This window comes from Enterobacter cloacae complex sp. P14RS (assembly GCF_014895895.1).
Lineage (GTDB): Bacteria > Pseudomonadota > Gammaproteobacteria > Enterobacterales > Enterobacteriaceae > Enterobacter > Enterobacter bugandensis.
On the sequence record NZ_JADBQM010000025.1, the window covers coordinates 83317 to 95747 of the forward strand.

16 protein-coding genes are annotated in these 12431 nt (G+C 54.9%); 12 read left to right on the forward strand and 4 right to left on the reverse strand.

All coding sequences use genetic code 11. The features are described 5' to 3' along the window. Positions 1-3: 3 nt before the first annotated feature. The 5 genes from trpCF (at position 4) to yedF (ending at position 4997) form a co-directional block, all read left to right on the forward strand. Positions 4-1362: a bifunctional indole-3-glycerol-phosphate synthase TrpC/phosphoribosylanthranilate isomerase TrpF gene (trpCF, locus tag IM295_RS20080; protein ID WP_041909630.1), complete on the forward strand. Its 1359-nt coding sequence runs from the start codon at positions 4-6 to the stop codon at positions 1360-1362. A 10-nt stretch (positions 1363-1372) separates the two neighbouring features. Continuing rightward, complete coding sequence (gene trpB / locus IM295_RS20085) at positions 1373-2566, forward strand: tryptophan synthase subunit beta (protein WP_028013413.1); 1194 nt, start codon at positions 1373-1375, stop codon at positions 2564-2566. Further along, on the forward strand, positions 2566-3375 hold the full coding sequence (gene trpA / locus IM295_RS20090; RefSeq protein ID WP_063437440.1) for a tryptophan synthase subunit alpha: 810 nt from the start codon (positions 2566-2568) through the stop codon (positions 3373-3375). The genes trpB and trpA overlap by 1 nt, the downstream gene beginning before the upstream one ends. A gap of 180 nt (positions 3376-3555) precedes the next feature. Further along, on the forward strand, positions 3556-4767 hold the full coding sequence (gene yedE, locus IM295_RS20095; RefSeq protein WP_048960531.1) for a selenium metabolism membrane protein YedE/FdhT: 1212 nt from the start codon (positions 3556-3558) through the stop codon (positions 4765-4767). Beyond that, entirely contained in the window at positions 4764-4997 is a 234-nt protein-coding gene (gene yedF / locus IM295_RS20100) for a sulfurtransferase-like selenium metabolism protein YedF (protein ID WP_045260667.1), read from the forward strand. The genes yedE and yedF overlap by 4 nt, the downstream gene beginning before the upstream one ends. Before the next feature lie 43 nt (positions 4998-5040). Here the strand turns inward: yedF and ompW are convergent, their stop codons facing one another. Beyond that, positions 5041-5673 carry an outer membrane protein OmpW gene (gene ompW, locus IM295_RS20105; protein ID WP_193067245.1) on the reverse strand — a complete coding sequence of 211 codons (633 nt, stop codon included), beginning with the start codon at positions 5671-5673 and terminating at the stop codon, positions 5041-5043. A 281-nt stretch (positions 5674-5954) separates the two neighbouring features. Between ompW and IM295_RS20110 the strand changes: the two genes are divergently transcribed. The 4 genes from IM295_RS20110 to yciA all read left to right on the forward strand — a co-directional run bounded on the left by IM295_RS20110 (position 5955) and on the right by yciA (position 8224). Beyond that, positions 5955-6359: a YkgJ family cysteine cluster protein gene (locus IM295_RS20110; protein WP_052682991.1), complete on the forward strand. Its 405-nt coding sequence runs from the start codon at positions 5955-5957 to the stop codon at positions 6357-6359. A 25-nt stretch (positions 6360-6384) separates the two neighbouring features. After that, entirely contained in the window at positions 6385-7128 is a 744-nt protein-coding gene (locus IM295_RS20115; RefSeq protein WP_028013418.1) for a YciC family protein, read from the forward strand. A gap of 56 nt (positions 7129-7184) precedes the next feature. After that, a complete protein-coding gene (locus IM295_RS20120; protein ID WP_028013419.1) occupies positions 7185-7724 on the forward strand; it encodes a septation protein A in 540 nt (179 codons plus the stop codon). A 104-nt stretch (positions 7725-7828) separates the two neighbouring features. Further along, positions 7829-8224: an acyl-CoA thioester hydrolase YciA gene (yciA, locus tag IM295_RS20125; protein ID WP_028013420.1), complete on the forward strand. Its 396-nt coding sequence runs from the start codon at positions 7829-7831 to the stop codon at positions 8222-8224. 38 nt (positions 8225-8262) lie between these two features. On the opposite strand, the gene tonB is transcribed toward yciA, so the two are convergent. Then, positions 8263-8985, reverse strand: coding sequence for a TonB system transport protein TonB (tonB, locus tag IM295_RS20130; RefSeq protein ID WP_193067259.1), 723 nt, complete (start codon positions 8983-8985; stop codon positions 8263-8265). A 222-nt stretch (positions 8986-9207) separates the two neighbouring features. Here tonB and IM295_RS20135 point away from each other — a divergent pair, with 222 nt between their 5' ends. After that, positions 9208-9504 (forward strand): YciI family protein, encoded by a 297-nt coding sequence (locus IM295_RS20135; RefSeq protein ID WP_045260670.1) that lies wholly within the window; start codon positions 9208-9210, stop codon positions 9502-9504. Between the two features lie 34 nt (positions 9505-9538). Here the strand turns inward: IM295_RS20135 and leuE are convergent, their stop codons facing one another. Beyond that, a complete protein-coding gene (gene leuE / locus IM295_RS20140; protein WP_048999271.1) occupies positions 9539-10174 on the reverse strand; it encodes a leucine efflux protein LeuE in 636 nt (211 codons plus the stop codon). Positions 10175-10280: 106 nt separating this feature from the next. Beyond that, positions 10281-10454 carry a YciY family protein gene (locus tag IM295_RS20145; RefSeq protein WP_086379783.1) on the reverse strand — a complete coding sequence of 58 codons (174 nt, stop codon included), beginning with the start codon at positions 10452-10454 and terminating at the stop codon, positions 10281-10283. Between the two features lie 144 nt (positions 10455-10598). On the opposite strand from IM295_RS20145, the gene cls reads away from it, so the two are divergent. Beyond that, the gene (cls, locus tag IM295_RS20150) at positions 10599-12059 is read left to right on the forward strand and encodes a cardiolipin synthase (RefSeq protein WP_028013424.1); all 1461 of its coding nucleotides are present in this window, start codon (positions 10599-10601) and stop codon (positions 12057-12059) included. Between the two features lie 33 nt (positions 12060-12092). Further along, the gene (locus tag IM295_RS20155) at positions 12093-12422 is read left to right on the forward strand and encodes an HI1450 family dsDNA-mimic protein (RefSeq protein ID WP_006810881.1); all 330 of its coding nucleotides are present in this window, start codon (positions 12093-12095) and stop codon (positions 12420-12422) included. The last annotated feature ends 9 nt before the right edge of the window (positions 12423-12431 follow it).

Consider the following 12431-nt stretch of genomic DNA (forward strand, 5'->3'; position numbering starts at 1 on the left):
AGAATGCAGACCGTTTTAGCGAAAATCGTTGCCGATAAGGCCATCTGGGTGGAAGCACGCAAAGCAGAGCAGCCGCTTGCCAGTTTCCAGAATGACGTCGTCCCGAGCAGCCGTCGTTTCTATGACGCCCTGCAGGGTGCACGTACCGCCTTTATTCTGGAGTGCAAAAAGGCCTCTCCCTCAAAAGGCGTTATTCGTGACGATTTCGACCCGGCGCGTATCGCCGGTATTTATAAGCATCATGCGTCGGCAATCTCCGTGCTGACGGATGAGAAATATTTCCAGGGCAGCTTCGATTTTCTGCCGATCGTCAGCGGCATCGCACCGCAGCCGATCCTGTGCAAAGACTTTATTATCGACCCGTATCAGATCTGGCTGGCGCGTTTCTACCAGGCCGATGCCTGCCTGCTGATGCTCTCGGTACTGGACGACGAACAGTATCGGCAGCTTGCTGCCGTGGCGCACAGCCTGAAAATGGGCGTGCTGACCGAAGTGAGTAACGAAGAAGAGCTTGAGCGCGCCATCGCGCTGGAAGCCAAAGTGGTCGGCATCAACAACCGCGATCTTCGCGACTTGTCGATTGACCTGAACCGCACCCGCCAGCTGGCGCCGCGTCTGGGTGCGGGCGTCACGGTGATCAGCGAGTCCGGCATTAACAGCTACGCCCAGGTGCGCGAGCTGAGCCACTTCGCCAACGGTTTCCTGATTGGCTCCGCCATGATGGAACATGACGACCTCAATGCGGCGGTGCGTCGCGTGCTGCTGGGTGAAAACAAAGTCTGCGGCCTAACCCGCGAACAGGATGCGCTGGCCGCGTATGAGGCTGGAGCAATCTATGGCGGTTTAATCTTCGTCGACACCTCTCCTCGTGCAGTCAATGAGGAACAGGCCCGCAAGGTAATCGCGGCGGCCCCGCTGAGCTATGTTGGCGTGTTCCGCAATGCGGATGTCGCGGATGTTGTGGCAAAAGCCGACGCGTTATCCCTGAGTGCCGTTCAGCTCCATGGCGATGAAGATCAGGCGTATATCAATGCCCTGCGCGACGCGCTGGCACCGCAGGTTCAAATCTGGAAAGCACAAAGCGTGGGCACCACCCTGCCCGCACGTAATCTTCACCACGTTGACAAATACGTGCTCGACAACGGCCAGGGCGGCACCGGACAACGTTTTGACTGGTCGCTGCTGAACGGCGAAAAGCTGGACAACGTCCTGCTGGCGGGCGGACTAAGCCCGGATAACTGTGTGGAAGCCGCGAAAACCGGCTGCGCAGGCCTCGATTTTAATTCAGGCGTAGAGTCGCAACCGGGTATCAAAGATGCCAGCAAGCTGGCCTCGGTGTTTAAAACTCTGCGTGCATATTAAGGAAGAGAAGATGACGACATTACTTAACCCGTATTTTGGTGAATTCGGCGGGATGTACGTTCCGCAAATCCTGATGCCCGCGCTGCGCCAGCTGGAAGAAGCGTTCGTGAGCGCGCAGAAAGATCCGGCGTTTCAGGCGGAGTTTACCGACCTGCTGAAAAACTACGCCGGGCGTCCAACCGCGCTGACCAAATGCCGCAACCTGACCGAAGGCACCAAAACCACGCTGTATCTTAAGCGTGAAGATCTGCTGCACGGCGGCGCGCATAAAACTAACCAGGTGCTGGGCCAGGCGCTGCTCGCGAAGCGTATGGGTAAAACCGAAATCATCGCCGAAACCGGCGCGGGCCAGCACGGCGTGGCTTCTGCGCTCGCCAGCGCCCTGCTCGGCCTGAAGTGCCGCATCTATATGGGTGCTAAAGACGTTGAGCGTCAGTCGCCGAACGTGTTCCGTATGCGCCTGATGGGTGCGGAAGTGATCCCGGTGCACAGCGGTTCTGCGACGCTGAAAGATGCCTGTAACGAAGCGCTGCGCGACTGGTCCGGCAGCTACGAAACCGCGCACTATATGCTCGGCACCGCGGCAGGTCCTCACCCGTTCCCGACCATCGTGCGCGAATTCCAGCGCATGATCGGTGAAGAGACCAAAGCGCAGATCCTTGAAAAAGAGGGTCGCCTGCCGGATGCAGTCATTGCCTGCGTCGGCGGCGGGTCTAACGCCATCGGCATGTTTGCCGATTTTATCGACGAAACCCGCGTAGGGCTGATTGGCGTCGAGCCTGCCGGTCATGGGATTGAAACCGGCGAGCACGGCGCGCCGCTGAAGCATGGCCGCGTGGGGATCTACTTCGGCATGAAAGCCCCGATGATGCAGACCGATGAAGGGCAGATTGAAGAGTCTTACTCAATTTCTGCCGGACTGGACTTCCCGTCCGTTGGGCCACAGCACGCGTTCCTGAACAGCACGGGGCGCGCGGACTATGTCTCCATTACCGATGACGAAGCGCTGGAAGCCTTCAAAACGCTGTGCCGCAGCGAAGGGATCATCCCGGCGCTGGAGTCTTCTCACGCGCTGGCGCACGCGCTGAAAATGATGAAAGAAAACCCGGAAAAAGAGCAACTGCTGGTGGTGAACCTTTCCGGTCGCGGTGACAAAGATATCTTCACCGTTCACGATATTTTGAAAGCACGAGGGGAAATCTGATGGAACGCTACGATAACGTATTTGCAGAACTGAAATCCCGCCAGGAAGGCGCGTTCGTCCCCTTCGTTACCCTGGGCGACCCTGGCCCTGAGCAGTCTCTGAAGATTATCGACGCCCTGATTGAAGCCGGCGCCGACGCGCTGGAGCTGGGTATTCCTTTCTCCGATCCGCTGGCGGATGGCCCGACCATCCAGAACGCCACCCTGCGCGCCTTTGCGGCAGGCGTGACCCCAACCCAGTGCTTTGAAATGCTGGCGGCGATCCGCCAGAAGCACCCGACCATTCCGATTGGCCTGCTGATGTACGCCAACCTGGTGTTCAACCGTGGTGTTGACGAGTTCTATGCAGAATGCGCGCGCGTAGGTGTCGACTCGGTCCTGGTAGCAGACGTGCCCGTGGAAGAGTCCGCGCCGTTCCGCCAGGCTGCGATGCGTCACAATGTCGCCCCTATTTTCATCTGCCCGCCAAACGCAGACGATGAACTGCTGCGCCAGATAGCCTCTTACGGGCGCGGGTATACCTATCTGCTTTCGCGCGCGGGCGTGACCGGCGCCGAAAATAAAGCTGCACTGCCGCTGCATCATCTGGTGGAAAAGCTGGCCGAGTACCATGCCGCGCCGCCGCTGCAGGGCTTCGGGATCTCCTCTCCGGATCAGGTCACCGCGGCGATTGACGCGAAGGCAGCGGGTGCCATTTCCGGTTCTGCGATTGTGAAGATCATCGAGAAGAACGTGGACAAGCCCGAGCAGATGCTGAGCGAATTGAAAGCGTTCGTGACCGCAATGAAAGCAGCGACGCGTAAAGCATAATCCCTCCACCGTCTGGCAACCCTGCCAGACGGTTACTCCTCCTTCTCCATCCTCTACAAAGGATTACGTCAAAATTGATCCCGTCGATATTTTCGGTGTGAATAGCTTTTCAAACTTTCGCGTAAGCGTATGATCTGGACTCTTTTTAGCACTAATCCTTCTGAGTTCAGAGGCTTATTCATGTCATGGCAATCCTTCAAACAGACTTACCTGGTTAAGTTCTGGTCACCTGTTCCGGCCGTCATCGCGGCAGGCATTCTCTCTACTTATTATTTCGGCATTACCGGCACCTTCTGGGCCGTCACCGGTGAATTCACCCGCTGGGGTGGGCAACTGCTGCAGCTCGCAGGCGTGCACACCGAAGAGTGGGGATACTTCAAACTCATTCACCTGGACGGCACCCCGCTTACCCGCATCGACGGAATGATGATTATCGGCATGTTCGGCGGCTGTTTCGCTGCGGCGCTGTGGGCAAACAACGTTAAGCTGCGCATGCCCAAAAGCCGCGTTCGCATCATGCAGGCGGTAGTCGGGGGTATGATTGCCGGGTTTGGCGCCCGCCTGGCGATGGGCTGTAATCTGGCCGCGTTCTTTACGGGGATTCCGCAGTTCTCCCTTCATGCCTGGTTTTTTGCCGTGGCCACGGCGATTGGCTCTTACTTCGGAGCAAAATTCACCCTTCTGCCGCTGTTCCGCATTCCGGTGAAAATGACAAAAGTCAGCGCGGCGTCCCCGCTAACCCAAAAACCGGAGCAGGCAAAGCGCCGTTTCCGCCTGGGTATGCTGGTCTTTTTTGCTATGATCGCATGGGCCATTTGCACGGCGATGAATCAGCCGAAGCTTGGCCTGGCGATGTTGTTCGGCGTCGGCTTTGGCCTGCTGATCGAACGCGCGCAGATCTGCTTTACCTCTGCGTTTCGCGATATGTGGATCACCGGAAGGACGATGATGGCGAAGGCAATCATTGCCGGCATGGCGGTGAGCGCTATCGGCATTTTCAGCTATGTTCAGCTCGGTGTTGAACCGAAGATCATGTGGGCTGGCCCGAACGCGGTGATTGGCGGTCTGCTGTTTGGCTTCGGGATTGTGCTGGCGGGCGGGTGTGAAACCGGCTGGATGTACCGCGCGGTTGAGGGACAGGTGCACTACTGGTGGGTCGGGCTTGGGAATGTCCTTGGATCCACACTCCTCGCATACTTCTGGGACGACGTGTCCCCGGTGCTTGCCACAAACTGGGACAAGGTTAACCTGCTGAGCGCTTTCGGCCCTCTCGGCGGCCTGCTGGTGACTTATGCCCTGCTGCTGGTCGCTTTTTTACTGGTTGTCGCGCAGGAGAAACGCTTCTTCCGCCGTGCCGTCGTCAAAACTGAAACGCAGGAGAACGCTGCATGAAAGAGATCGTCCCCGACTATCGTCTGGATATGGTCGGTGAACCCTGCCCGTATCCGGCGGTTGCCACGCTTGAGGCACTGCCGCAGCTGGAAAAAGGTGAAATTCTGGAGGTGGTGAGCGATTGTCCGCAATCCATCAACAACATTCCGCTGGATGCAAAAAACCACGGTTATACGGTGCTGGATATCCAGCAGGACGGGCCAACCATTCGCTATTTGATTCAGAAGTAATAGACGAAATGCGCCCCCTCGGGGGCGCATTAAACATACAGAATTAGAAACGATAACCCGCAGAGAACATGAACACCCACGGATCCAGACGCGTATTGATGCTTTGCTGCTCGCCGCCCGCCTTAAAGCGTACGTCCGTATCAATGTCCATATACCAGACCGAGGCGTTGATCAGCCAGTCACGGTTAATCAGATAGTCCAGACCAACCTGCCCAGCCATACCCCACGAGTCTTTCAGGCTGAGATCGGAGAGTCCTGCTTCTTTGCCGGTATCGTTGAATTTCTCATCGAAGAAGGTGGTGTAGTTCACACCCGCGCCAATATATGGACGCACCTTGCTGCTGGCATCGCCAAAGTACCATTGCGCCATCAGCGTTGGCGGTAAATGGTGAACCGTGGCGATATCACCGGTCGCACCAAGACCGACACGGTGACGGTACGGCGTTGCCGCCAGAAGCTCAACCCCAACGTTATCCGTCGCCATCCAGGTGAATGTTAAACCTAACTGGGTGTTGTTACTGACGTTAAAACCGCCCATTCCCAGTACGTTATCCGATCCTTCAGTTGGGCGAACCGTAGCCGAACCGGCACGAATAAAGAATTCGCCTGCTTCATGCGCATACGCGCCGCCAGAGAGACTGCTTAATACAAGGGCTGCCACCGCTAATTTTTTCATATCCGCTCCATCGTTGTGGTTTTAATCGCGGATGAGAATATACTCACAAAAGAGTAATAAGTGATCTGCCACAGATCACATTAAAACCAGTAAGTTAACATTCATTGATCTGGGTTAATTTTTGGTGGCGCTTTGAAAAGCAATAAGTTGTTTCTATGTCAATTTTTGGCATTTCACAGTTACAAAATTTTCTCTTTTCCCCCTCTTGCTCTTCCTCTGTCGGCTGGATAATTTATCGCTCTCACAGGTTGATTTGATGCGTTCTTTTTTGCAGGTGTGCTATGAGTGAAGTTAACCCGTGCATGACGTGCGGAGCCTGTTGTGCGTATTTTCGAGTCTCTTTCTACTGGGCTGAAGCCAGCGATGGCGGCGGTACCGTTCCGGTTCATCTTACTGAGCCGTTAACCCCCTTTCTGCGCTGCATGAGCGGCACCAATCAAAAGCAGGCCCGCTGCGCGGCCTTACAAGGGGAGCCCGGGGTTTCGACCCGGTGCGCAATCTATGAGGATCGCCCCAGCCCGTGCCGGGAATTTGCCATGTCGGGGGAAGATGGGCAGGTCAACGAAGCCTGTAATCGCGCCCGCGCACGCTTTGGATTACCGCCGCTTTACAAAGATATGCTTTTCCATACAAGCCTTGATGCTGCCACAGCAGGTTCATCCGGTGTACAATTGCCGGCTAATTAACACCTGCAATACGCAAGGAGAGTGCATGTCTATCACGGCGAAGTCTGTCTACCGTGACACGGGAAATTTTTTCCGCAATCAGTTCATTACCTTTTTACTGATCGCGTTGCTTTGCGCCTTTATCACTGTGGTGCTGGGTCATGCGTTCTCACCGAGTGAAGAACAGATTGCCAGCCTGAGCCAGGGCGACCATCTTGCAGGAAGCGTGGGGCTATTTGAACTGGTGCAAAACATGACGCCAGAGCAGCAACAAATTCTGCTCCGGGCGTCTGCCGCATCCACGTTTTCTGGCCTGATTGGTAACGCCATTCTGGCGGGCGGCGTTTTGCTGATGATCCAACTGGTGTCGGCGGGCCACCGGGTCAGCGCCTTGCGGGCGATTGGCGCCAGCGCGCCGGTCTTACCTAAGCTGTTTATCCTGATCTTTTTAACCACCATGCTGGTGCAGATGGGAATTATGCTGGTTGTGGTGCCGGGCGTGTTACTGGCTATTGTGCTCGCTTTTGCCCCAGTAATGATCGTGCAGGATAAAATGGGAATTTTTACCGCGATGCGCAGCAGCATCCGACTCGCATGGGCTAATATGCGTCTGGTGGCTCCCGCAGTCATTGCCTGGCTGCTGGCAAAAACGCTCCTGCTCCTGTTTGCACCGAATTTTGCGGTATTAACCCCGAACGTTGGCGCGGTGGTCGCGAATACACTGAGCAACCTGATTTCAGCGGTGCTGCTTGTCTATCTGTTCCGCCTGTATATGTTAATTCGTCAGTAACCCTGATGCCGGGTGCATGACAGGGCCCGGCTCAACAAAGAAGATGGAATCACAGAATGAAGCAGTTTCTTGATTTTTTACCGCTGGTGGTCTTTTTCGCGTTTTACAAACTGTATGACATTTATGCTGCCACCACAGCGCTGATTATTGCGACAGCGGTTGTGCTGATCTACAGCTGGGTGCGCTACCGTAAAGTTGAGAAAATGGCGCTGGTAACGTTCGTCCTGGTCGCCGTATTCGGTGGGCTAACCCTCTTCTTCCACAATGATGAATTTATCAAGTGGAAAGTGACGGTGATCTACGCGCTGTTTGCGGGTGCGCTGCTCATCAGCCAGTGGGTGATGAAAAAGCCGCTGATCCAGCGCATGCTCGGCAAAGAGCTGACGCTGCCTCAGGAAGTCTGGTCGCGCCTGAATATCGCCTGGGCCGTGTTCTTTATCCTTTGCGGTCTTGCCAATATCTATATCGCTTTCTGGCTGCCACAGAATATCTGGGTCAACTTCAAGGTCTTCGGCCTGACGGCCCTGACGCTGATATTCACCCTGCTAAGCGGCATTTATATCTATCGCCACATGCCGCAGGACGACAAGCACTGATTGCTGACTGACCAGAACGTGTTCGACAGGCGTTCTGGTCTATTCTCTCCGCTGTGAAATCATAGTAGCATCCCGCCTGAAGTCTTCCGTTATGAGTTAAAACAATGACAACAAATAACGCCCCTCAGGGCGAACTGGTTTTACGCACACTGGCAATGCCCGCTGACACCAATGCCAATGGCGATATTTTTGGCGGCTGGCTGATGTCGCAGATGGATATGGGCGGCGCAATTCTGGCAAAAGAGATTGCTCACGGACGCGTGGTGACCGTGCGGGTGGATGGAATGACCTTCCTGCGCCCGGTTGCGGTAGGTGATGTGGTTTGCTGTTACGCCCGCTGCGTAAAGCGCGGCAATACATCCATCTCCATCAATATTGAAGTCTGGGTGAAGAAAGTCTCTTCTGAACCGATTGGACAGCGCTATAAAGCAACTGAAGCGTTGTTTATTTATGTCGCTGTCGATAGCGAGGGTAAACCTCGTCAGCTTCCGCCAGCCTGAATGGCAGGCAAAAAAAAGCCTCCTTTCGGAGGCTTTTCTTATTCCATCTGCGCCCCGCCATTCAGGCGGAAAACAATGTTCACGATCAGTCCACTTCCCGGTTTACCGGGTTCGTAGCGCCATCTGCGCATCGCCGACTTCACTTCGCGCTCAAACATATTAGAAGGTTGCGCAGACAGGATTTCCACGTTATCCACGCGGCCATCCGCAGTGACGTCAAATTTCACCCGTACGCGACCTTCAATACGTAAGGCCTGAGCCCGCGCCGGATATTGAGGCTGATTACGGCTCAACGCACGTGGGCCCGCTGGTGCGGCAACCGTCGGCTTCGCCGCCGGTGCGCTGTTATTCATGATCGGACGCGAAGGCGCTGTATTCTCGACCGGCTGGGTCGCGCGCGGTTCAACCGGGCGTTCTTCACGTTTCGGACGCTCCTCGACCTTCTTCACCGGCTTTGGCTTCGGCTTAGGTTTTGGCTTCGGTTCAGGTTTGTGGATCACCACCGGTGCCTCCTTCGGTGGCTCCGGTACAGGCTCGGGTTCCGGTTCAGGCTCAGCAACCGGCTGTGGCGGTGGTGGCGCAACCTGCGGCGGTTCGAGATCCGCTGGCGAGACCATGGTTACCGAGATCGGCTGGGCGGGTGCGGGCATTTCAATAACCTGATGAACCGAGGTGTAGAGCAAACCCGCCACGACGGCACCGTGAATCACGACGGACAACAGCGTCGGCCAGGGAAAGCGGCGAGGTAAATCAAGGGTCATCGAAGTCATAATCATCAACGTTAAAAAACCGGACCCTGATTTTAAATGCAAATAGCAATCATATTCAATAAGACACTTTGTTCTGGCGCAATTAAAGCGCAGGAGTGGTCAAAAAAAGGACATCCAGATCGGGGTATTAACGTTGTTTTTATCTTTACATTGCAGTCAATTGCCCTTTCACATAACGTAACTGACACTTTATAACGCTTAAGGAGCTTCACCGTGCTTTACGTGATTTACTCTGAAGATGTCGCTGATTCCCTCGAAAAACGTCTCTCTGTTCGCCCTGCCCATCTGGCTCGCCTGCAGCTGCTCCAGGACGAAGGCCGTTTGCTGACCGCGGGTCCAATGCCTGCTGTTGACAGCAATGACCCGGGAGCCGCCGGTTTTTCTGGCTCCACGGTTATTGCTGAGTTTGAGTCTCTTGAAGCGGCGCAGGCCTGGGCTGACGCAGACCCATACGTTGCGGCGGGTGTGTATGCAAAAGTGACGGTGCGACCGTATAAGAAAGTGTTCTGAGGTAAAAAGGCTCCCTCAGGAGCCTTTCTTCACATTAATGCAGTGACGCTAACCGCGCCGCAAACCCGACAAACAGCAGCCCTATCAGCCCGTTCCCCAGCTTTGCCAGTTTCTTTTTGGTTTTCAGATAACGCGTAACAAACGCCCCAGAGAAGATCAGAAAGCTCATGTACATAAAGCTAATCAGCTCAAGCGTGGTAGCGAGGATCAGGAAAGAGGTCCCGGTATTTTGCGCATTCACGTCGATAAACTGCACAAAGAACGAAACGTAGAACAGAATCGCTTTTGGATTGGTCAGGCTCAGGACGAGGGAGCGTTTCATGATCGTGCTGGCAGGCTCGGTTCCGCTCTCTTGAGTATTATTCTGACGTGTGATCACCGACCAGAGCATTTTTCCGCCCAACCACAGCAGATAGAAAGCCCCGAGATAGCGCACGATATTAAAGAGTACGGGGGTCGTCTGGATCAATGCCGCAACACCCGCCCAGGCCAGGAACATCAATACCGCATCACCGATAAACACACCGGTCGCGGCAAGATATCCTTTTTTCACACCGTGACCGATCCCCGTTTTCAGCACAAACAGGGTGTTTGGCCCGGGAACCAGCACGATAAAAAATGCGCCAACAACATACGTCCAGAAATTCAGTACACCAAACTCCGCAAACACCTCTCCCTCCTTTTGCTAAAAATAACCGGAATATCGCCGCAATAACGATATTCGCAAAATAAGACACAATATAATCAGCGGGCACCTTGCGGTGCCCTCATGGGTTTCAGATATCCTGGACTGCGAACAGCAACGCATTGCGGTGCCGGGTCAATCCACATTTTCTGATGGCGTGGATACGCATATTGCGGCGGGATTGTGCTTCCAGCCAACGAGCCTTGCGACGACTCACCTGTCGCAACATACGCCAGCGCCCTACTTCTGTTCTACTGCGCTTCATGTCTACAACTCTTTCTCAAACAGAGCCGACATTATAAACCCAACCCGGCAGCAAACCAGCGCTTTTACCTGGCGTTTTTATTTGCCAGATGAATCCTGATGCGTACACTCATAACAATACGCTTTCAAAAGGATTTTTTTATCTATGACAACCTTCTACACCGTGGTGAGTTGGCTGGTCATTCTGGGATACTGGCTGTTAATCGCGGGTGTGACGTTACGCATCCTGATGAAGCGCAGAGCCGTACCCTCTGCCATGGCCTGGCTTCTGATCATTTATATCCTCCCACTGGTGGGAATTATTGCCTATCTCTCTTTCGGTGAGCTTCATCTGGGTAAGCGCCGTGCCGAGCGGGCGCGCGCAATGTGGCCTTCCACCGCGAAGTGGCTTAACGATCTCAAAGCCTGTAAGCATATCTTTGCCGAGGAGAACAGCAGCGTCGCCTCCTCGCTGTTTAAGCTCTGCGAGCGCCGCCAGGGGATTGGCGGCGTTAAGGGCAATCAGCTCCAGCTTCTGACGTCGTCCGATGATGTCATGCAGGCGTTAATCCGCGATATTCAGCTGGCTCGCCATAATATTGAGATGGTGTTTTATATCTGGCAGCCCGGCGGCATGGCTGACCAGGTCGCTGAATCCTTGATGGCGGCCGCACGCAGGGGGATCCACTGCCGTCTGATGCTGGACTCCGCGGGCAGCGTGGCATTTTTCCGTAGCCCCTGGGCGGGCATGATGCGTAACGCCGGTATCGAGGTGGTTGAGGCACTGAAGGTGAATCTCCTGCGCGTGTTTCTGCGCCGGATGGACCTTCGCCAGCACCGTAAAATGGTCATGATCGATAACTATATTGCCTACACCGGCAGTATGAACATGGTTGACCCGCGCTTCTTTAAACAGGACTCCGGCGTCGGGCAATGGGTGGATCTGATGGCGCGAATGGAGGGGCCGATTGCCACCTCGATGGGCATCGTTTACTCCTGCGACTGGGAGATAGAGACCGGCAAGCGTATCCTGCCGCCACCGCCGGATGGCAATATTATGCCGTTTGAAGAGGCCAGCGGTCATACAATTCATACTATCGCCTCCGGACCAGGCTTCCCGGAGGACTTGATTCACCAGGCGCTGCTGACGGCAACCTACTCCGCGCGTGAATATCTGATCATGACGACGCCCTACTTTGTCCCCAGCGATGATCTGCTGCACGCGATTTGTACCGCAGCGCAGCGCGGCGTCGATGTCAGTATCATTCTGCCACGCAAAAATGACTCCCTTCTGGTGGGCTGGGCCAGCCGTGCCTTCTTTAGCGAACTGCTTGCCGCCGGGGTGAAAATTTACCAGTTTGAAGGCGGTCTCCTGCACACCAAGAGCGTGCTGGTCGACGGCGAATTAAGCCTGGTGGGCACGGTTAACCTTGATATGCGCAGCCTGTGGCTAAACTTTGAAATCACCCTGGTGATTGATGATGCCGGCTTTGGCGGTGACCTGGCGGCGGTTCAGGATGACTATATCTCCCGCTCGCGGCTGCTGGATGCCAGGCTGTGGGTAAAACGTCCGTTATGGCAGCGAATAGCTGAACGACTGTTTTACTTCTTTAGTCCGTTGCTGTAAAACGTGCCCAACGATGTTAAACAGGTAGTCATCATGGAAATGGATCTGAACAATCGCCTGACCGAAGACGAAACGCTCGAGCAGGCCTATGACATTTTTCTCGAACTGGCGGTTGATAACCTCGATCCCGCAGACGTGATCCTCTTTAATCTGCAGTTCGAAGAGCGCGGCGGTGCCGAATTGTTCGACCCTTCAGAGGACTGGGCCGAACATGTAGATTTCGACCTGAACCCTGACTTCTTTGCCGAAGTGGTTATTGGGCTGGCTGATGAAGACGGCGGTGAAATTAACGACATTTTTGCGCGCGTCCTGCTGTGTCGTGAGAAAGACCACAAGCTGTGCCACATACTGTGGCGCGAATAATAAAAAAGG

Coding starts and splice junctions, on each gene's coding strand:
- trpCF (WP_041909630.1), top strand. CDS start 4: ATGCAGACCGTTTTAGCGAAAATCGTTGCCGATAAGGCCATCTGGGTG.
- trpB (WP_028013413.1), top strand. CDS start 1,373: ATGACGACATTACTTAACCCGTATTTTGGTGAATTCGGCGGGATGTAC.
- trpA (WP_063437440.1), top strand. CDS start 2,566: ATGGAACGCTACGATAACGTATTTGCAGAACTGAAATCCCGCCAGGAA.
- yedE (WP_048960531.1), top strand. CDS start 3,556: ATGTCATGGCAATCCTTCAAACAGACTTACCTGGTTAAGTTCTGGTCA.
- yedF (WP_045260667.1), top strand. CDS start 4,764: ATGAAAGAGATCGTCCCCGACTATCGTCTGGATATGGTCGGTGAACCC.
- ompW (WP_193067245.1), bottom strand. CDS start 5,673: ATGAAAAAATTAGCGGTGGCAGCCCTTGTATTAAGCAGTCTCTCTGGC.
- IM295_RS20110 (WP_052682991.1), top strand. CDS start 5,955: ATGAGTGAAGTTAACCCGTGCATGACGTGCGGAGCCTGTTGTGCGTAT.
- IM295_RS20115 (WP_028013418.1), top strand. CDS start 6,385: ATGTCTATCACGGCGAAGTCTGTCTACCGTGACACGGGAAATTTTTTC.
- IM295_RS20120 (WP_028013419.1), top strand. CDS start 7,185: ATGAAGCAGTTTCTTGATTTTTTACCGCTGGTGGTCTTTTTCGCGTTT.
- yciA (WP_028013420.1), top strand. CDS start 7,829: ATGACAACAAATAACGCCCCTCAGGGCGAACTGGTTTTACGCACACTG.
- tonB (WP_193067259.1), bottom strand. CDS start 8,985: ATGACCCTTGATTTACCTCGCCGCTTTCCCTGGCCGACGCTGTTGTCC.
- IM295_RS20145 (WP_086379783.1), bottom strand. CDS start 10,454: ATGAAGCGCAGTAGAACAGAAGTAGGGCGCTGGCGTATGTTGCGACAG.
- cls (WP_028013424.1), top strand. CDS start 10,599: ATGACAACCTTCTACACCGTGGTGAGTTGGCTGGTCATTCTGGGATAC.
- IM295_RS20155 (WP_006810881.1), top strand. CDS start 12,093: ATGGAAATGGATCTGAACAATCGCCTGACCGAAGACGAAACGCTCGAG.